This is a genomic window from Isosphaeraceae bacterium EP7 (assembly GCA_038400315.1).
GTDB lineage: Bacteria > Planctomycetota > Planctomycetia > Isosphaerales > Isosphaeraceae > EP7.
In genome coordinates this window covers 741,945-762,459 of the sequence record CP151667.1, presented here as the reverse complement: position 1 = coordinate 762,459, position 20,515 = coordinate 741,945, and the positions used below count along the sequence as shown (strand labels likewise).

Below are 20,515 nucleotides of genomic sequence, written 5' to 3'. Positions count from 1 at the left end.
GTCCATCAGTCGCGCCAGCCGGTGGCATCGACGAACGCCTGGATCCAGGGGACGAGCGCGACGTTGGCCACGAAGATGGCGATCATCGACCCCACGACACCCCGGGTCGCCGCCCGTCCCACCGACTCGGCCGAGCGGCCCGCGCCCAGGCCAACCCAGCAGCCAACCAGCCCCACGAGTAGCCCGAACGACGCCGTCTTGAGGGTCGCAGGCACGACGGTCGAGACCTTCAGGTAGTCGAGTGTCCTCAGCCCGTAGCCCTCGGCCGACAGATTCCCTCCCTGCAACTCGGCGACGAGGCCGCCCAGCAGCGCCGAGGCATCCAGGCAGACGGTCAGCAACGGGGCGGCCAGGACGCAGGCGAGGACCCTGGGCGAGACCAGGGTCGGCACCGGCGGCGCGCCCATCACCACCAGGGCGTCGACCTCCTCGGTCAGCACCATCGTGGCCATCTCCGCAGCCAGTCCGGCCCCCATCCGGCCCGCGATCAGCAGGCCCGCAAGCGTCGGGCCCGTCTCCGAGAGCACGGCCACCGACAGGAAACTCGGCAGGCTCGCCTCCTGGCCGAACTGAGAAAGGACCCGCCTGGTATGCAGCCAGGTGACCACCCCAACACTGAAGCCTGCCGCCACCGCCAGCGGGAGGGTCCCCCAGGCGACACGCTCGAACTGGCGGACGAACTCGCCCGGACGCTGGCGCACCGAACGAGGGATCCCACGCACCGCCCCGGCGCAGAACCGGACGAGCCGTGCCGTGTATTCCAGGCCCCTCAAAGGTGCATCCAGCATCGATCCGACCAGGTCCGGCGTCCTCATCGAGCGGTTCCCCCCTCTTGAACTCTTCGCAGCCCGCCCCCGATTGTTGGGCACGATCATGATAAGGCAAAGCCGGAGTGGCGGCGGAACCGGCCCGGGGTGTCGGAGGCCCGTTCGAGCGGTTAAGCTCCGAGCCCTCGGCCACCTCGATCCGGGCGGCGCCCGACCGGCTCCGACGACCTGAACCTGCCCGGGAACACGGCGATGGCAACGCGGCGACTGATGGGTGGCCCCGCCTGCGTGGCCGCGATGCTGGCGGCGCTGGCCACCTGGCTCTGGCCGCTGGGCATCGGCGGGCGGATGCCGGTCGGGGGCGACGTCACCCAGTTCTCCATCGGCCTGATGGGCGTGCTGGGGCAATCCCTCCGCGCGGGCCGGCTACCGTTCTGGAATGACCTCTGGGGCTACGGCTTCCCGGGCATCGCCGAGAGCCAGATGGGGGTCTATTACCCGCCTCATCTGCTGCTTTATGGCCTGCTCTCGACCGAGCTTGCCTACACGCTGAGCCTGGTTTTGCACGTCGCCTGGGGGGCGCTGGGCGCCTACTGGCTGGCTCGGTTGATGGGCGTCTCGGCCGTGGGATCGGCGCTGGCGGGGTTCGTCTGGTCGGCCTCGGGGTTCTTCGTCGTTCACATGCCGCATCAGTGGGGCTACACCGTCGGCTCATGGATGCCCTGGGTCTGGGCCCTGGGTTGGCGGCTAGTCACCGAACCGCCCGGCGCAAGTCGGACCAGGGCCGGCTGGTGGCTGGCAGCGGCCCTGGCCGTGCAAGTCTTGCCGGGACACTTCCAGGTGGCGTTCATCACGCAGGTTGGGCTGGGAGTGCTGCTGCTCGGATCGGGGAAGCTCGGAGGCCGCGCAGTGGGTCGGTTCACCCTGGTCGGAATCGGCGCCCTGGCGCTGGCGGCCCTTCAGATGGCGCCCACGGCAAGGCTGGCCTCGCTGGCCTCGGCCGACCGCGACTATGAATATCTGTCGGGCTTCGCGGCGACCCCCGTTCATCTCGTCAGCTACCTGGCGCCTGCCCTGTTCCACCGGTCGCCGCTCTGGAGGCCCGTAGCCTGGGACCCGTTCCACACCTCGCCGGAGGAACACCTGGCGTATGTGGGCCTGGCCCCCCTCTGGCTGGCGGCGCTCGCGGTTTATCGTCTGGGCCGGGCCGATCGGGCGACGCGGGCCTTGCTGGTGGCGGCCTTCGTCACGCTGCTGCTGAGCCTCGGCCCATACATCCCCGGATTCTCCTGGCTCTGCCAGATCCCCGGATTCTCGTTCTTCAGGGCCCCGGCTCGCTGGAGCGCGGCCACAGGCCTGGCCCTGGCGGTGCTGGCGGGCCTGGGCTGGGATCAGCTCGAATTCAGCGTACAGCCTCGCCGGGGATTGCTCCTCTTCGCGGGCGTCTCGGCGACCTTGATCGGCCTGGTCGTGGGCGCCTGGGAACTCGCCGTCGCCGGCACCGAGGGACGTGGTATCCCCGCGCTCTCCTCGACGTTCGACGCCCTCCAGCGAGCCCTGCCCTGGGACGGTGATCCGCCGTTCGCCCGCGTGATGGTTGACGCTCGACGCCCTCGAAACGACTTGTCGGTGCAGCAGGACCTGGCCCGGCGTGGGCTCCTGGCCCCGAACGTCTCGCAACGGGCGACAAGCCTGGTGGGCGACCGCTGGGGGATCTATGCGAGGGAGCTGCGAGAGACCACCGCGATCCTGGTCGCGCTCACGCTGATCGGTGCGCTGGCGCCGGGCCGGCGATCGATGCGGGCCGCCTTGCTGGTCGCGGCGGGGCTGGACCTCGTCGCGTTCGGTCGGGACCGCCCTGTCGAAGACGGGCCGATCCGGTCGTTGGTCGACCAGAGCGCCGTGCTCAGCACGTTGTCTGCGAGCCATCCCGGGGGGAGAATCCTGGACGCATCGCGCAACTTGCCGATGGTCGCCGGGCTGGCGCCGGTCTCGGCGTACCGGACGCTCGACCTCCCCGCGATGGCCCACCTGACCGATCTGGCCCGCACCCCGCCGGGTCAGCCCGGCCGATCGGAACTGGCGGGCGAGGCGTTACGCACGATGGGGGTGGCCACGCGTGTGCTCGACCCGTTCGAAACCGCCTCCCCGAACGCGCGACCGATGCCCGGCTGGCCGGTGACCGGCATCGTGCAGGACCGTGCCTTGGCGGGCTGGCTCTACGGCAACGCATGGGTCCGTTCGAACCCGCCAGGCGCCGCGTCGTTCTCGATCTTGATGCCGGAGCGACCGCCTTCGCGCGCCTGGCGGCTTGCGGGCGCCTCGCCGGCGGGCATCTTGCGGGAAGCCCGGGCGATCGACACGCTACGGGGTGCACGCCCGGTCGCCGTCCGCTCGCCCCGGCCCGAACGGATGGAGATCGACCTGGATGCCGATGGACCATCCCTGGTCGTCGTCTCCCAGCTTGCCGATCCAGTCTGGGAGGCCGAGTGGCACCCCGCCTCGGGTCCGGAGCGCCCCTTGACGATCCGCCGGGCCTTCGATGGCTGGCAGGCGGTCGAGATCCCGCCGGCCGAGGACGGGACGCTGGTGCTGGTCTATCCGGCGCGGGTCGAGCGCCTCGCGCTGGCGTTCTCCGCCGCGTGCTGGCTGCTCTGGGGCCTGGGGATGGTCCGCGGCCGCGTGCTTAGTCCGGTCATCGATATCGGGCCATCAGGTCGAGGAGTCGAGCCTTGACGGCCGGCCATTCGTCGTTGGTGATGGAGTACATGACGGTCGACCTGCGATAGCCGTCCGCCAGGATGATGTGATTGCGCAAGACCCCCTCGCGGACGGCGCCCAGCCTCTCGATGGCCCGCTGAGAGCGCTCGTTGCGCAGGTCGGTCTTGAGCTGGACCCGGATGCAGCGCAAGACTTCGAAGGCGTGCTGCAGGAGCAGGAGCTTGGCCTCGGTGTTCACGCCCGTGCGCTGGTGCTCGGTGGCGTACCAGGTGCCGCCGATCTCCAGGCCCCGATGCTCGGGCCGGATGTCCATGTAGCGGGTGCAGCCGACGGCGTTGCCGGTGGGCTTGTGGATCACGGCGAAGGGGACGTCCATCCCCCCCTGTTGGCGTGCGATCGCCTGGCGAATGAAGGCCGCCATGTGGCCCGGGTCGGTGGGCAGGCCATAGGGGAGAAGCTGCCAGATGGCCTCGTCGCCGCCCGATGCGGCGAGGTCCTCAGCATGGTCGGTCGAGAGCGGCTCGAGCCTCACGAGGTCGCCGATCAGAGTGACGGGCTTGACGTCCACGGCTTCTGCTCCTCAGGGGTCGGTCCTGGCCTGCATCAGTCGCGCGGGGGCTCGGGCGTCTCGCCCCAGCGCGGCACACCCGGCACGTCGACGTCGAAGAGGTCCAGGGCACGCGCCGCAGTCATGTCCACGAGATCATCGATTGTTTTGGGGCGGGTGTAGAAGGCCGGGACGGGGGGCATGATGATGCCGCCCATCTCGGTGATGGCCAGCATCGACCGCAGGTGACCGGCATGCAGCGGCGTCTCGCGCAGCAGGAGGACGATGCGCCGTCGCTCCTTCAGGCAGACGTCGGCGGCGCGGGTCAGGAGCGAGCCGGTGGTGCCGCCGGCGATCGACGACATGGTGCGTACAGAGCAGGGGGCGACGATCATCCCCATCGTGCGGAACGACCCGCTGGCGATCGCGGCCCCGACGTCGCCGGGCGCATAGTTGACGTCGGCCATCGCGGCCAGGTCGGCCGACTTCAGGTCGGTTTCATACTTGCGCGTTAATTGACCGGCCTTGGAGACGACCAGGTGGGTCTCGATGCCGGCCGCCCTCAGCATCCCGAGGATCCGGACCCCGTAGATGATTCCCGTCGCGCCCGAGATGCCCACGACCAACCGCCGCCGCCCGTCATCGCCCATTTCGCCCCGCCTCCGGCCCCTCGCACACATCCGCCACAATTGAGCATGGCCGATGCGGGGAGGATGCGTCAATCGCCCTGCGTGCGGGGGGTCCCCGCTCACGCGAGCCCGGGTCAGGCGTCGCCGACCGTCGAGCGTGCCGCGTCGATGCGCCTCAGGTGGGCCAGGAGCGCGTCGTGCCGCACCGGCTTGACGTAGTGGCCATCGAACGGGGATGCAGGCCCCTCGGCCGGGGCCTCGAAGCCCGAGACGGCGAGGATGGTGCAGCCGGCCCGCGGCGGCAGCGCGCGGATGGCCTCGGCCGCCTCGGTGCCGTTCATCCCCGGCAGTGTCAGGTCCATCAGCACGACGTCGGGATCGAACGAGCGAGCCGCCTCGACGGTGGCGAGGCCGTCGTGCTCGATCCGGATGGCGTATCCCTCCGGCTTGAGCAGGGCACGCATCATCCTGGCCGTGTCGACATCGTCGTCGACGATGAGGATTCGCATCGGTTCGGCCGCCATGCGAGCGTCCTCCTCGGTCCCGCCAGATGCCTACCCCGTGCGGCCTGCCAGGCCGGCGACGACCGCCGTCAGCTGGGCCGGGTCGACGGGCTTGGCGATGTGCCTCTGGAACCCTGCGAGCAATGCCCGCTTGCGGTCCTCGGCGCGGGCGAACGCCGTCAGGGCCACCGCGGGCAGGTCTTTGGCCGTGTGCAGCGTGCGCACCCGACGGATGAACTCATAGCCGTCTTGGACCGGCATCCCGATGTCGCTGATGATCAGGTCGGGGACGGACGACTCAAGATTCGATAGCGCGTCCTCGGCGGACGAGGCCTCCGTCACCTCGGCGAGGCACCCCTCCAGCACGCGGCGTAGGAGCTGGCGGGCGTCGGGCTCGTCGTCCACGACCATGACCTTCAGCCCGGCGAGCTTGCCCCCCTGCCAGAGGTCGTCCTTGGCGACGACTTCCGCGGGGGCCGATCGGCCGGTCGTCTCGGCGTTGACGGGCATGATCGGCAGGCTCACCGTGAACGTCGAGCCCAGGCCCTCTCCGGCGCTCGTCGCCCGGACCTCCCCCCCGTGCAACTCCGCGAGTTGCTTGACGATCGCCAGGCCGAGCCCGAGGCCCCCGTGAAGCCTGGTCGTCGTCGAGTCGGCCTGGCGGAAACGGTCGAAGACGTGGGGCAGGAACTCGGCGGGGATGCCCGTGCCCGAGTCGCTGACGCTGACCTCCAGGTGCGAGTCGACTCGCACGAGGGCCACTCCAATCTGTCCTCGCTGCGGCGTGAACTTCAGGGCGTTGGAGAGAAGGTTCCAGATGATCTGCTGGAGCCTGGCGAAATCGCCCGAGACGCGTCCGACCTCGGGGTCGAGCGTCCGGACGATCCGGATCTCTTTGGCCGCCGCAGCGAGTCCGACCGATGCGATGGCCGCGTCGATGACCTCGGCGAGGTCGACCGGCTGGAGCTCCAGCCTCAGCTTCCCCGAGATGATCCGCGAGGTGTCCAGAAGGTCGTCGATGAGCTGGGATTGCGCCTCGCTGTTGCGCTCGATCGCCGCGAGGCCGTCGGCGAAGTCCTCGGCGTCGGCGCGCCCCGAGCGGAGCACCTTGGCCCAGCCGATGATCGCGTTCAGCGGGGTACGCAGCTCGTGGCTGAGGGTCGCCAGGAAGTCGTCCTTCATCTGGTTGGCCGCCTCGGCCTCGTTGCGCGCCGCCGTGATCGCAGCCTCGGCCCGCTTCTGGTCGTCGATGTCGGTGTTCGCCCCCAGCCACTTGGTGATCGTGCCTCGGTCGTCGCGGATCGGCACGGCGCGGGTCAGGTGCCAGCGGTGCCTGCCCGATTGCTGGTTCCAGATCCGCAGCGAGACCTCGTAATGGTCGCCCGTGGTCAGCGCGAGGTCCCAGGCCCGATAGGTCAGCTCCAGGTCGTCGGGGTGGATGACCCGGGCCCAGTCGACGGCCAGGCCGGGGAGCCTCTCCGTGCCCGTGCTCTCGTAATGTTGGTCGCTGAGGTAGTCGAGCTGTCCGTCGGGGCCGGCCGTCCAGAGGACCTGGGGGGCGACGTTGGTGATCTGCCGGAACCGCTCCTCGCTGGCCCGCAAGTCGTGGACGACCCGGGCCCGCTCGACGGTCGCCCAGATGCGGTCGGCTGCCTCCCGGACGAAGGCGAGGTCCTCCGCGGCCCAGGCTCTGGGCGTCGAGGACTGGATGAACAGGACCGCGGCCAGCGATCCCTCCTCCATGAGCGGAACCATGATGACCGCTGCGACGTCGATCGACGCCCAGCGGCCCGCCTCGCCCGCCGTGATCGGGTCGGTCGCGACGTCGGCCACGGCGATGGCCTGGCCCTGAATCAGGCGATCGCGGAGGGTTCCGCCATAGTCGGATAGCGGATGTCGTCCCGCGAGGGACTTCGCTCGACCGTCGGTCCAGTCGTCCAGGATTCTGACCGTAGCCTGCGACAGGTCGACCTGGCCGTAGCCCGCCCTGGAGACCCCGAGCGTCCTGCCGACGATCTCCATGGCCGCCGACGTGATCGCCCCGACCTCCTTGAGGTCGCGCAGGCAGTCGGCCAGCTGGATCAGCGCCTCCTGCTTGCGCTGGACCTCGAGGCGCTCGCCCTCGGATCGCTTGCGGTCGGTCACGTCCATGAACAGCACGGAGAGCCGCCGTCCTTCGATCCGTCTCGCCCTGGCCTCGAACCAGCGGTCCCCCAGGGCGGGGACGAAGTCTTCGAAATGCGCGGGCTCGCCGGTCTCGACGACCTCCGCGTAGGTCTGGATCACGTCGTCCGCGATCTCGGGGACGACCTCTCGGATCGTCTTGCCCACCGTACTGGCGACGTCCAGGCCGGTCAGCTTGCCGAAGGCGGGATTGATCTCGATCAGTCGCACGTCCAGCGGCTCGCCGGCCGCTGGGTCGCCGACCAGCTCGCCGAGGAAGAAACCCTCGACCATCCCTTCGAAGAGCCCGCGCCAGCGCTCCTCGCCCCCCCTCAGCGTCTCCTCCATCCGCTTGCGTTCGGAAATGTCGTTGCCCAGGACCACGCAGCCGACGACCCGACCGCTCGCATCAAGGTCGGGCGTGTAGGTCATCTGGATGGTCCGAATCCCCCCGTCGGCGGGCAGGTCCTGCTCGAATTTCTGAGGCTCGCCGGACATGGTCCGCTCGATGCGCGGGCGGGTCACCTCGTACTCTCGGTCGCCCAGGACCTCGCGCACGGTCCGGCCCAGCATCGCCCGGGGGTCCAACCCGTACCAGGTCCGGTAGGCCTCGTTGGCCAGCCTGTAGCGCCCCTCGCGGTCGAGGTAGCAGATTAGGGCGGGCACGGCGTCGATCACCTTCTGCCGCTGCTTCTGAGCCTCGCGCACCGCCTCGGCGATCCGGCGATCCTGGGAGACGTCGCGGATCGGCGAGACGGTCACGGCCAGGTCGAGGATCCGCCCATCCTTGGTCAGCCTGCGCGTCTCGAAGTGGTCCGGGACTTCCCCGGGGACGGCCTGCTCGCAGCCGGACTGTTCGAGGATGCCGGCCCACCGGTCCGGCTCCACAGGCGGGGTGAGAGTCGAGATCTGACGGCCGACGATCTCCTCGGCCGTGTAGCCGAACATCCGCTCGGCCCCCCGGTTCCAGCTCGTGATGATGCCTTCGAAGGACTTGCCGACGATGGCGTCGTCCGAGGAGTCGACGATGGCGGCCAGCAGCTGGCTCAGCTCGCGAGCCTGAAGCCGGTCGGTCACGTCCTCGATGGCCATCAGCACATGCTCCTCGCCCGGGGCGGCGCCGTCACGCGAGACCCGCCGGGCATTGATCCGCAACGACCGGATGCCGATGGGGCCGAAGTCGTGCTCGACCTCGAAGTCGGTGACCTCGCCGCCGAGTGCGGCATCCAGCAACCCACGCAGGCCCGGGAAGGCCCAGCGTCCGCCGTCGAGGTCGAAGACGAGACGCCCCTCGGCCTGGCCCGCCGGGAGGCCGAACGCCTCGCAGAAGGCACGGTTTGCCGACGCGACCCGGAAGGCTCCGTCCAGCACGAGGCAGGGGCCCCGCGAGGTCTCGACGAAGGCACAGAGCGAGTCGAGTTCTCCGGCCGGTCTGGGGGTCATCTCGGCCTCATCCGATGGGCCGGCCAACGCTGGTCGAAAGGCTGCCCGCCCCGGAGACGTGGCCGACGTCCCGCCTCTGACGGTGGCGATCAAGGGCCTTCGAGCACACGGCCCCCGTCGAGGCTGGCGGCACAGAGTGTGGAGCCCGCGATTCCGATGCCCCACGGCCGAGATCGACTGCTGCGATATCCCTTCGCAGGTCAGCAGACGGAGACGACCGGCCTTTTCGAGCCACTCAGAAGAGTCCAGGGCGTGCAATTCCCGGGCCTAAAGCGAATTCAGGCGGCCGACGATGACCTCGGAGACGTAGGTAACAGGCACCGGGACGTCACGACCAGGCTCGCGGATCGCGCCTCGTCCTCTCCTTGGAAAACTCGTTCGTCTCGGGGTGTGCGTCAGTCGATCCCCAGCCGCGCCTGGATCTCCTCGAGCGGGACGCCCTTGGTCTCGGGCATGAGGAACAGGGCCCAGAGGAGTTGCAGGCACATCATCGCCGCATAGAACGCGAATGCGTGCCCCCCGGAACGCTCGGCGATGATCGGGAAGGTCCAGGAGACGAGCGCGGCCATCACCCAATGCGTGAAGCTGCCGAGCGCCTGGCCCCGGGCACGGACCCGATTCGGGAAGATCTCGCTGATGAACACCCAGATGACAGCCCCCTGGCCGAAGGCGTGAGATGCGATGAACAGGATCAGTGCGGACAGGACGATCGTCGAGCCGATGGGCGTGAAGGCCGTGCCGTAGGTGTAGAACGCCCAGGCGGTGGCCACCAAGCTGATGAGGTAGCCGACCGATCCGATCAGGATGAGCTTACGCCTGCCGAAACGGTCGATGACGGTCATCGCCAGCATCGTGAAGACCAGGTTCGTCCCGCCCAGGGCCACGGCCTGGAGCAGCGCCGAGCCCTCTCCGGCCCCGGCCATCTTGAAGATGGTGGGGGCATAATACATCAGGGCGTTGATCCCCGAGAGCTGGTTGAACAGGGCGATCGCCACGGCCAGGAAGATGGGCCGGCGATACTTGTGCTGGAAGAGCGACTCGTCCTCCTCGCCCCGCGAGCGCTCGACCGAATGGCCGATCTCGGCGACTTCCCGATCGATCTCGGGCGCATCCACCCCCAGCCCGGCCATCACCGCGCGAGCCTCGTCGACGCGTCCGTTCATGATCAGCCAGCGCGGGCTTTCGGGTGTTGGCAGGAGCAGGCCGAAGAAAATCGCCGACGGGATCGCCTGGATTCCCAGCATCCAGCGCCACTCCACTTCGCCCAGATTCATCCGGCCGATCAGGTAGTTCGACAGGAACGCGGCGAGGATCCCGAGCACGATATTGAACTGCATGATCGCCACCAGACGGCCCCGATAACGCGCCGGCGAGATCTCGGCGATGTAGAGCGGCGAGACCACCGACGCGCCGCCGACGGCCAGGCCGCCCAGCATCCGGAAGGCGACGAACGAGGCCCAGTCCCAGGCCAGGGCGCTGCCCAGCGACGCGACGAAATAGCCGACCGCCAGCACCATCAGGGCCCGCTTCCGGCCCCAGCGGTCGGTCGGCCTGCCGGCGACCACCGAGCCCAGGATCGTGCCGATCAGGGCGCTGGCGACGGTGAACCCGAGCGTCGAGCTGGTCAGTCCGAAGGCCGACGTCAGGGCCTCGGTCGTCCCCGAGATCACCGCCGTGTCGAACCCGAACAGCAGGCCGCCGAGCGCCGCGACCATCGCGCTACCGATCAGGGCCGGGGTGAGCTTGCCGTTGGCCGTCTCCTGGCCCGTGTCCGTGCGAGGTTCGTGGGCGATCACGGGTGGGCCTCCGCATCGGGGGTCGGGGCGATCTTCAAGGAGTCGGGGATCGCCGGCGTGCCGCCCGGCTGGGTGCAGACGTATGCGGCGACGTCATTGGCGTGCCGATTGATCGCGTCGAGCGATCGGCCCGCGAGCCGGCCCACGACCAGGGCCGCGTTGAAGGCATCGCCGGCGCCGACGGTGTCGACCACCTCGACTCGCCGGCCCGGGTCTTCCGACCAGGCCCCGTCGGCCAGCAGCAGGCTCCCGCCGGCACCACGCGTGAGGGCCACCAGCGAGAGCCCGAACCGCCGCGTAAGCCCCTCCATCGACGGCCGCTCGCCCCCGCGGATGCCGAACATCGCCGCAAGCTCGGCCAGCTCGTGGTCGTTCAGCTTCAGGACGTTGGCCAGTTCCAGCGAGCCCTCGATCACAGTCCGGTCGAAAAATGGCGGGCGAAGGTTGACGTCGAAGACGCGAATCGCATCGATCCTTGTGGCGGCCACCAGCGCGAGGATCGACCGCCTGGACACGTCGTGCCGCTGCGCCAGGCTGCCGAAGCAGATGGCGTCGGCCCTCGAGGCGCAAGCCGACGCCGCCGAGTCGGCCTCGATGCGGTCCCAGGCCACCTCCTCGCGGATCGTGTAATGCGGCTGCCCGTCCGCCCCGAGCCTGACGTCGACGGTCCCGGTCGGCAGATCCAGGTCGACCTGGACCGTGTCGACCGGCAGGCCGAGGGCTCCGAAGCGTGCCAGAACTTCGCGGCCCAGGTCGTCGGCGCCAACGCGGGTGACGATCCGGGCGTCGGCCCCCAGCGACCTGCACTGATAGGTGAAGTTGGCCGGAGCCCCGCCGAGTTGCTTGCCCGAGGGCAGGAGGTCCCAGAGGACCTCGCCCACGGCGACGATCGATCGATTCATGATTCGACCCCACCGACCCGGCACGCGCGAAGGCCCCGCCGACGGCCGCGCCAGTCTTCGTGCCCCTCGCGGCGGACGACCCCATCCGACGCCTCCGGGCAGCTCGTAGCCTCAGACTACAACGGCGGAGGCTGACGCGTCAGGGTTGGGCGGGCAAATCCCCGCGACAGGGCCGGCGGCTACGCCCTGGCGGGGGCGGAGGCCCGCGAGTCGAACGTCATCGTGATCTTTCGAGTGTCGGACGACGTGAGGGTGTTGCGTTCGAGTACATCGGCGAGCGTCGAGGTCGACTCGATGATCTCGACGCCCTTGCGGGTGAAGGTCTCGGCGTTGTAGAGGCGGCCGGACAGGAGCGGGTTGGTGAGCGCCTGCGAGAACGCGTCGACGCCGACCAGCCGGCCGATGACGAACGAGAGGACCGCCCCGCTGACCGTATTCTCGGCGAAGATCCCGGGATAATATTCGACGCGATCGACGGTCCCGTAGAGGTCCTTCAGGGCCTGCTGCGTCTGCGGGTCCGCGCTGATCTGGTCGAAGCCCCTCGCCCTGGGCAACCGGCACATCACCCTGTAATCGTTGTAGCTGCGGAGCCGGGCCGCGCGGCCGAGCTCGATGCTCCCCTGCTCGACGGGCAGGAGCAGCTCGGGCGTGTTGCGCAGGCCAATCTGGCCGGCCTGCTGGGCCGAGGCGTCGGCCAGCATCGGCTTCAGGCCCCGGCTCACGAGGATCTCGTTGTTGAACAGGGTCTCCTTGAGCGAGTAATCGCGGCCGCCGATCGAGTAGGAGTCGGGCGTCAGGCCGTGCCAGCGATACAGGAGGTTGAACTCCACGGTCATCCAGTTCTGTCGATACCAACGGCAGCCCTCGAAGGCCCCCGGCTGGAGGTAGAACTGGAAATTGTAAGGGGTAATATGATTGATATATTCGCCGATGACGATCTTGCTGAGCACGCCGATGAGGATATTGCGAGCCGTCTGGAAGAGTCGCTCGTCGTCCCAGGCCGGATAGGCCGCGGCCAGGACGTCGCAGACCCGGTTGTGTTCGCGGAGGAACAGCACGTTCAACGCCGTGAAGCCGGCCTGCGAGTTGGTCCGGTCCCCCCCCATGGCGAACATCCGCGGGTCGATGGGCTTGCGGGCGAGGACGTCGCGGAAGCCCGAGAAGAGGGTGGCCCGCGACGAGGCGTCGGCCGGCCTGCTCCCCGGGTGATCCCCGCCGACGGGAGTGCTCGCGGGCCTGGGCGACGCCTCGGGGCCGCCCGCCATCATCGTCAGGGCCCTCAGCAAGGCCGCCATCCGCAGGTCCTTGAAGGCGGGGTCTTCGACACCGTCCTTGTAGAAATCGGGCGGATACTCCTCGCCGTTGATCCACTGGCTGGAGAGCTTGCCGCCGGAGTGCGACCGCAGGGCGCGGGTCGACGCGGCGTCGAGGCCGTAGAGGTTGCTCAGGTCGATGTCATGATTCGACGTGTTCTTCAGCGGGTTGGAATAATCGGTGCGGAGGAACCCGTCGGTGAACCACTGGGCGAAGTAGGTGAACAGGACCGAGGACTTGCCCATCTTCATCGCGCCGGCGGGCCTGCGGAACAGCTCGGCGACCTCCCTGGAAGCGGGCAGGGCGGCGCCCCCCTTCGGGGCCGGCGGCAGGTGGCGGGCGCTGTACGTCCGGTCGGTCAGAGACGACCACGAAGTGTAGTCGGCCAGCGTGCTCAGCGCGTGGGGCCTGGGGGGAATCTTGCAGATCGCGCGATCGATCAAGGTCTTGTTGGCGTAGGCCCTTAGGGGCTTCACCCGTTGGATGACGGCCCATAACGGGCCGAAGCGGGTCAGGATGATCGACTCAATGACATTGGACAGCCCGAGCGACTTGATGGCCGAGCGGAACCCCCGGATCAGCCGGAGGACATGCTCTTCACCCTCGACCGCGACGCTCATCGAATTCTCCCCAGGGACGAGACCAAACTTCCTCGCAGGAGGTCAGACGGGACGGTAACAGGCGGGCGAACATCGAGCAAGCATGGCCTGCGCCCTGCATTCGGCTCACGTCCCGATTCCGCCAGGTCGGCCCTTCTCCGCCCTCGTCGCCGCTGCTACGATGGCCCGGCGATGCGGCCCGATCGGTGATCGATCGTGCCCGGGCTGGAACCGAAGGGGCCGACGATGGGACTGCGCGGGATGCTGACGAAGGATCACCTCGGCTTCTCCATGCCGTCCAGCGGCCCGCTCTACCCGAAGCCTCCGTACCGCTATCGCGGCGCGAGCATGATCGTCTTCGAGTATGTCACCGACGGCCCCTCCGCCGCCGGGCTCCTGCCCGCGCAGGCCGAGCTGACCGACCCGCCGGTGGCGGGCCTCGTCTTCGCCGATTACCCCGAGAGCACGCTGGGGCCGTATCGCGAGGTCGTGCTCTATCTGCACGCCACCTATCAGGGCAAGCCGATCCAGTACGCCGCCTACCTTTACGTCACCACCGACGTGGCCATGGCCGCGGGCCGGGAGATGGGCGGGTTCCCCAAGAAGATCGCGGCCATCTCCTTCGACGATGCCGGAACGATCGCCGGCACCCTCCAGCGACCCGAGGGCCTGCCGCTCGCCTCGGGCAGCCTGCGACCCGTCGGCGAGCCGGTCCAGGCCCCCGACTCGACCCTGGACTATCTCACTCTGAGAATCATCCCCAGCCCCACGAGGGACGCCCCCCCCTCCGTATCCGAGTTGCTCGAGACTGGCTGGTCGATGAGCAACACCCAGGTCTGGCAGGGGGACGGATCATGCACGATCGAGCCCGGCAGCGAGAACGACCCCCTGCATCTCCTGCCGGTCGTCAAACTGCTGGGCTGCAAGCTGGTCCGCTGCGACCTGGAGGTCTCTGCCAACGAGACCTCCAGGTCGCAGCCCCTCTGACGGCCCCTCGCCGGAAACCCCGCCCGCGCACTCAATCTGATCGAAGGCCCGCCGGACGGCGTCGACATGGATGTCGACGATCACGACCTTCGCCCCCTCCTGCCCGAACCAGTCTGCGGGGACACGGCCAGTCCCCGAGCCGCCCCAGTCACGAGCGCAATCTGACCGTTCAGGACGCGCGGCATGGCTGCCTCCCTGGCATCACCGAAATCAAGCCCGGCGACCCGAGGCTGGGGCGATTGGCGGCCCATCGAAGACGGGCCGGAACGAAGCATCCACAATGAATGATTGCGTTTACGTAGCGAATCGACGTCCCCGATCGACGTAAGCGGTTCAGGCCGAACCGACCGAGGCGAGCTGGGAACGCTCCGATCGTTCAAACGAGGAAGCCCACTTCCAGGGCGGGTTCAATTGCGAGAATGAGCGATCGGTGCCATACTCTTTGCGCCCGGCAACGAGCCGAGAGGTCACGCCCGCGCCCGGGGCTGGGCGTCGCCGATGAGGATCGCTTGATGGACCGTACACCCTCGTTTGAATTCGCCGGGAATGACCGTTTCACGGTCCTCAGGCGGCTCGGCGAGGGAGGGATGGGCGTCGTCTTCGAGGCGATCGACCGCGAGCGTGACCTGGTCGTCGCCCTGAAGACGATCCGCGACTTCGACCCGTCGGCACTCTACTGGTTCAAGAAGGAATTCCGGGTCCTCGAGAACGTCGTCCACCCCAATCTTGTCCGGCTCTGGGAACTGTTCTCCGACGGCGACCGCTGGTTCTTCACGATGGAGTTGGTGCACGGCACCAATTTCTTCGACTTCGTCCGGCCCGCCGAATGGTCGTTCGACGGCGGGATCATCAGGCCGATGGTCGAGACGCTCTCGCTGGGCGCATCCCCCTCCTCGACGGAGTCGGCGACGACACCCTCCTCGACCGTCGCCGACACCGGGGCGATTCGCGGCGAACCGGCGGCGCCCGGGGCCGCACCTCCGAGCACGACGCGTCGCGAGTTTTTCGCGAGCACGGAGCCGATAAACGCTCCGACGTCGGCGGGCGCCACCCCTACGACTCCCGAGGCCCTCGCCGCCCTGGATGTCGCACGTCTGCGATCGGCCATGCGGCAACTGGCCGGGGCGATCTCGACCCTGCACTCCCTGGGAAAGCTGCACCGCGACCTGAAGCCGTCCAACGTCATGGTCGAGCGCGGGGGCCGGGTGGTCGTGCTCGACTTCGGCGTGGCGGCCGAGCTGAGCGGGCTGGACGATCCGGATTCGACCGAGAACCACGTCGTCGGCACGGTCGGGTACATGTCGCCCGAGCAGGCCGCCGGGGGCTTGCTCACGCCTGCTAGCGACTGGTACAGCGTCGGAGTGATGCTCTACGCCGCGCTCACCGGCCGACTCCCGTTCATCGGCAGCAGCCTCGAAGTGCTGACCCGGAAGGTGCGAGAGGACCCGCAGCCGCCGTCCAGGCTGGTCGAGGGCCTGCCCGATGACCTCTGCTCGCTCTGCATGGAACTGCTCAGCCGGGTCCCTGAAACCCGCCCCCAGGGGGATGAGGTGCTCCGGAGGTTGGGGGCCGCCGGTCCCGCCACGGCGACCGGTGCGGAGACGCGACAGGGCAGCCGGCCGTTCCTGGGGCGGGGCCCGCACCTGGCCGCCCTGGCCGAATCGCTGGAAGGGGCCCGGAGAGGCCGCGCGGTGGTCGCCTTTGTGCAGGGCCGGTCGGGGGTCGGCAAGAGCGCCCTGGTCCAGCACTTCTTCGGCGGCCTGCGGGACGCGGACGTCGTCGTCCTGGAGGGGCGCTGCTTCGAGCAAGAATCGGTGGCGTACAAGGCGCTCGACGCCCTGGTCGACTCGCTCAGCCGTTTCCTCAGGCGACTCTCCAGGCTGGAGGTCGAGGCCCTGTTGCCGCGCGACATCGCCACGCTGGCGAGGGTCTTCCCGGTACTCCGTCGGATCGAGGCCGTGGCCGGCGCGCCGCACCGATCGGCCGAGCCCCCCGACCCGCAAGAACTGAGGCGGAGGGCCTTCGCCGCGCTGCGGGAACTGATGGGACGGATCGGCGACCGCCGCCCCTTGATCCTCCACATCGACGATCTCCAGTGGGGCGACCTGGACAGTGCCGACCTGCTCTCGGACCTGCTGCGGCCCCCCGATGCGCCCGCCTTGCTGCTCCTCTGCTGCTTCCGCAGCGAGTACGCCTCGGCCAGCCCCTGCCTGATCCGCCTGCGTGCCGGCGGCGAGGATGGCGCCCCGAGTCCCGAGCGGTTCGAGATCGAGGTCGAGGCGCTGACGGGCGACGAGGCTCGCGACCTGGCCAGGCTCCTGCTGGCCCGCGAAGGGCCCGCCCCTGAACCGCTGGTCGATCTGATCGCGCGAGAGTCGGGGGGCAGCCCCTACTTCGTCTACGAGCTGTCGCACTTCATCACCGGCGGGGGCGAGCTGTCGGACAGCCTGGCCAGCAGCGGCGAGTTCAGCCTCGATGAGGTGCTCTGGCGGCGGGTCCGCGAGCTGCCCGCGGGCCCGAGGCGGCTGCTGGAGGCGATCTCGGTCGCCGGCCAGCCCGTCCGCCAGACCTCGGCCTGCCGCGTCGCGGGCCTCGGCACGGACGGGTTCGCCGCGCTCTCCTTCCTGCGGGCCAACAACCTGGTGCGGGGCCGCGGCCCGGGCGCGCTCGACGTGGTCGAAGCCTATCACGACCGGATCCGCGAGACGGTCGAGCGGCGGTTAACCCCCTCCGAGCGCGAGGCCTGGCACCTCAAGCTCGCTCTGGAATTGGAGGAAACCGGCGAGGCCGATCCCGAGACGCTGTCGGTGCACTTCGCCGGCGGGGGCAGGGCAAGCTCCGCCGCCGAGTATGTGATCAGGGCCGCGGCCGACGCCGTCCAGGCCCTGGCCTTCGACCGCGCCGCGACGCTCTACCGGCGTGCTCTCGACCTGACGCCGGCCGATGACCCCGGAGCCCCCGCGCTGCGGGTCCAGCTCGCCGGGGCGCTGGCCAATGCCGGACGCGGGTCCGAGGCCGGCGAAATGTACCTGCTCGCGGCGGCCGAGGCCGGCCCGGCCAGCGTGCACGACTTGCAGGCCCGCGCCGCCTACCAGTTCCTCATCAGCGGCCGGATCGACGAGGGGCTCGCCGCCTTCGACGACGTGCTGAACCGGGTCGGCCTGAGACGGCCCGAGACCCCCAAGCGGGCGCTGCTCCAGCTCATCAAGGAGCGGGTCTTTCTGGCGGCCAGGGGCATGGGCTACCGGCCCAGGAACGCCGAGCAGATCCCTCCGGCGAACCTTGCCAGGGTGGACATCGCCCGCGCCGTGGCGGTGGGGATCAGCGTCGTCGACGTCATCCAGGGCTCCTACTTCCAGACCCGAAGCCTGAGGCTGGCCCTCGACGCCGGCGAGCCCACCCGGATCGCACTCTCGCTGGCCTGGGAGGGGGTGCACTCGGCCTGCCTGGGGCGGTCGACCGGGCGGCGCACGGCGAAGCTGATCGCGCTGTCGCATGAGGTCGCCCGTGTCTCGGGGCAGCCGCACGCGCTGGGCATGGCGACGCTCTCCGCCGGTGCCGCCTATTACATGGCGGGCCGATTCGGCGACGCGATCACCCAGCTCAACGCCGCCGAGGCGATCTTCCGCGACCACTGCACTGGGGTCGTCTGGGAACTCGACACGACGCAGATCTTCGGTCTTTGGGCGCGGATCTACCGAGGCGAGATCGCCGATCTGACGCGTCGATTCGCCGCCCTGGACAAGGAGGCACGCGACCGTGGCGATCGCTATATGGAATCGACGCTGGGCACCTACCCCGGCGCGATCGCCCGCCTGGCCGGCGACGAGCCGCGCGAGGCCCGCCTGATGGTCGACGAGTCGATCAGGCGGTGGTCGCAGCACGGGTTCCACGTCCAGCACCTGACTCACTTCTACGGCCACACCTACATCGACCTCTACGAACGAGATGGGGCCGCCGCCTGGGAGCGTAGCGAGCGTACCTGGCCCGCGATCCGCGCCTCGTTGCTTCCGCGCATCCAGCACGTCGCCGTCGACGTCCTCCAGATCCGCGGCCGCAGTGCCGTCGGCGCGGCCTCGACCGCCAGGGACCCGCGCCCGTTGCTCAAGGCCGCCGCCCGGTTCGCCCGCGGCCTGGACCGCCAACGGTTGGCCTGGGGTCAGGTGGCCGCCCGCCTGATCCGGGCCGGAGCCGCCTCGGTCCGCGGAGACTCGGCCAGGGCGGCGAAGCATCTGGCCGACGCGATCAAGCGGGCCGACGCCGAACAGATCGACCTCTTCGCGGCGGCGGCTCGACGGCAGTTGGGCGTCGTCCTGGGCGGAGACGAGGGCCGCGAGCTGGTCGCACGCGCCGATGCTTGGATGGTCGCCCAGTCGATCCGCGACCCCGCACGAATGGCCGCCTGCCTGGTTCCCGGCTTCCCTGAGGCCTGACCGGCAAATCTGGCGTTCAACGCCTTCGATACTCGCCAGGGGTAGCCGCGGCCCCTCAAGCCTGAGCCCGGCACGTCGCCCCGCCAGTACGAACGATCCGATCACAACCGGCCATGTTCTGGGATGGCGACACCCGACTTCCGGCGACCGAACGTCCCGAGCTCGGTGCTCGAAACATGGCTCAGCGAGGTGCCCGCATCACCTCGACAAGCTTCGCACGGGTCGGGGCCTGCCAGAGACGCAGCACGGAGGAGGTCGCATTCACGGCCCTGGGCCGGTCGGCCAGGATGCTCGCCGGCAGCGGCGGCCCCTGCCTGGCGATCCTCAGGAGCGGGCCGGGGCCAAGGTCGGGGGCGGCCGCCTTCAGGATCGCGACGGCACCGGCCACGTAGGCGGCGGCGTTCGAGGAGCCCGAGGAGACCTCGCCGTCGCTGAAGTAGGCGCGCGAGTCTTCCAGAAGCACGTCGGGCTTGGTCCTGCCGTCGACCGTCGGGCCCATCGACGACGAGGGGCTGCCGTCGCCGACCGTCAGGGCCAGCAAATTGTCGGCCGGCGGGTAGAGCTCCCCCTGATCCGACGCGTCGACGAACTCGAACGCAGACCGCGGCGGACCACCGTCGGGCGGGGTGTAAGCCTCCCGGCTCGCCGTGACCAGGACGCGCAGGCGATCTTCCGAGGTGAACCGCCCTCCCTTCGCGCGGATCCTGATCCGGTAGCAGTAGTCGGGGTCTTTCGGGAAATAGGGGATCGCCGGCAGGCTCTCCAGGACGACCCGCTCGCGCGGGTTGCGGCTCTGCTCCGAATCGGCCTGTGGCACCCCCGTCACCTGGACCTTCTCGCCCGATCCCACGCGGCGGCCGGCCCAGTCCTCGACGAACAGGTCGAGGTCTTTCTCGGTGCCTGCGTCCTCGTCTTCGCGGTAGTCGTTCCAGGTCAGCGTGACGTTGACGTTGTTCTCGTCGACGTGGTTACGGAACCGCAGAGAGGCCACGTCGGCCCCCTTGCGGAGCCTGAGATAGCCGTCGTCGAGGGGTCGAATCGGCCCGTTAAAGACCCGGCCGCCGTAGTTGCCCGCGGCATTGATCCATGGGATGCCCGCCGCGAGGGCGTCGTCGACCACCCGGTTGATTGGCCCGCGGCCGTCACCATTGCCTCCCCCTTCAAATGACCCGCTGAAGAGGATGAGGTCGACCTTGCTCTCGATGGCATAACGCACGGCGCGTCGGAGCATGGTCGGGCCGTTGGCGTTGAGCAGATAGAACCTGGGCCCCTCAGGCCGGGCGCCGGTGACTCCCCAGACGATCTGGGCCATGACCCGCCCGTGGCGGTTCCCGGGCTCGAATCCTTTGCGGAACTCGGGATCGCCCAGATTGAACCGACGGATGAGTTCCGGGTCATAATGCTCGACGATCACCGCATCGGCGGGCAGATAGGCGCGACCTCCGCCGACACCCTCGAAGCCGGAGTCGAGCACGGCCACCTTCACCGAGCTGAGTCCTGCGCCCCCCTCATACTCGCGGGTCAGTCCCAGCTTGGCCCGGATCTCGGGACCGTTCATCATCCGCGCGGCCGAGACCCGGCCGGCGGGAAGGGCCCCCGCGCGGCCGTTTTCGACGACCTCAGCCTGCCCCAGCCCGAGCCTGGCGGGGACGAGGACCAACGCCAGAAACAGGGCCGTTCTCCAACGCATTCGATGCCTCCTGCGCGGGAG

Annotated in this window: 12 protein-coding genes; 3 read left to right on the top strand and 9 right to left on the bottom strand. The window is 69.3% G+C overall.

Annotated features, from left to right (window positions below; genetic code table 11):
• Positions 1–5: 5 nt before the first annotated feature.
• Positions 6–815 (bottom strand): MlaE family ABC transporter permease, encoded by an 810-nt coding sequence (locus EP7_RS03025; RefSeq protein ID WP_463526102.1) that lies wholly within the window; start codon positions 813–815, stop codon positions 6–8.
• 204 nt (positions 816–1,019) lie between these two features.
• Between EP7_RS03025 and EP7_RS03020 the strand changes: the two genes are divergently transcribed.
• Positions 1,020–3,503: a hypothetical protein gene (locus tag EP7_RS03020; protein WP_463526101.1), complete on the top strand. Its 2,484-nt coding sequence runs from the start codon at positions 1,020–1,022 to the stop codon at positions 3,501–3,503.
• On the opposite strand, the gene EP7_RS03015 is transcribed toward EP7_RS03020, so the two are convergent.
• The 7 genes from EP7_RS03015 to EP7_RS02985 all read right to left on the bottom strand — a co-directional run bounded on the left by EP7_RS03015 (position 3,463) and on the right by EP7_RS02985 (position 13,405).
• Positions 3,463–4,056 carry a GNAT family N-acetyltransferase gene (locus tag EP7_RS03015; protein WP_463526100.1) on the bottom strand — a complete coding sequence of 198 codons (594 nt, stop codon included), beginning with the start codon at positions 4,054–4,056 and terminating at the stop codon, positions 3,463–3,465. The genes EP7_RS03020 and EP7_RS03015 overlap by 41 nt on opposite strands.
• 35 nt (positions 4,057–4,091) lie before the next feature.
• Positions 4,092–4,685 (bottom strand): UbiX family flavin prenyltransferase, encoded by a 594-nt coding sequence (locus tag EP7_RS03010; RefSeq protein ID WP_463526099.1) that lies wholly within the window; start codon positions 4,683–4,685, stop codon positions 4,092–4,094.
• Between the two features lie 113 nt (positions 4,686–4,798).
• Positions 4,799–5,188 carry a response regulator gene (locus EP7_RS03005; protein WP_463526098.1) on the bottom strand — a complete coding sequence of 130 codons (390 nt, stop codon included), beginning with the start codon at positions 5,186–5,188 and terminating at the stop codon, positions 4,799–4,801.
• A gap of 30 nt (positions 5,189–5,218) precedes the next feature.
• Complete coding sequence (locus EP7_RS03000) at positions 5,219–8,773, bottom strand: PAS domain S-box protein (RefSeq protein ID WP_463526097.1); 3,555 nt, start codon at positions 8,771–8,773, stop codon at positions 5,219–5,221.
• A gap of 395 nt (positions 8,774–9,168) precedes the next feature.
• The gene (locus EP7_RS02995) at positions 9,169–10,569 is read right to left on the bottom strand and encodes a sugar porter family MFS transporter (RefSeq protein WP_463526096.1); all 1,401 of its coding nucleotides are present in this window, start codon (positions 10,567–10,569) and stop codon (positions 9,169–9,171) included.
• A complete protein-coding gene (locus EP7_RS02990; RefSeq protein WP_463526095.1) occupies positions 10,566–11,471 on the bottom strand; it encodes a carbohydrate kinase family protein in 906 nt (301 codons plus the stop codon). The genes EP7_RS02995 and EP7_RS02990 overlap by 4 nt, the downstream gene beginning before the upstream one ends.
• 179 nt (positions 11,472–11,650) lie before the next feature.
• Positions 11,651–13,405 (bottom strand): peroxidase family protein, encoded by a 1,755-nt coding sequence (locus EP7_RS02985; protein WP_463526094.1) that lies wholly within the window; start codon positions 13,403–13,405, stop codon positions 11,651–11,653.
• 225 nt (positions 13,406–13,630) lie between these two features.
• Here EP7_RS02985 and EP7_RS02980 point away from each other — a divergent pair, with 225 nt between their 5' ends.
• Entirely contained in the window at positions 13,631–14,371 is a 741-nt protein-coding gene (locus tag EP7_RS02980) for an acetoacetate decarboxylase family protein (RefSeq protein WP_463526093.1), read from the top strand.
• Between the two features lie 512 nt (positions 14,372–14,883).
• Positions 14,884–18,804 (top strand): serine/threonine-protein kinase, encoded by a 3,921-nt coding sequence (locus EP7_RS02975; protein WP_463526092.1) that lies wholly within the window; start codon positions 14,884–14,886, stop codon positions 18,802–18,804.
• A gap of 181 nt (positions 18,805–18,985) precedes the next feature.
• Here the strand turns inward: EP7_RS02975 and EP7_RS02970 are convergent, their stop codons facing one another.
• Positions 18,986–20,494 carry a S8 family serine peptidase gene (locus tag EP7_RS02970; RefSeq protein WP_463526091.1) on the bottom strand — a complete coding sequence of 503 codons (1,509 nt, stop codon included), beginning with the start codon at positions 20,492–20,494 and terminating at the stop codon, positions 18,986–18,988.
• Positions 20,495–20,515 lie beyond the last annotated feature (21 nt).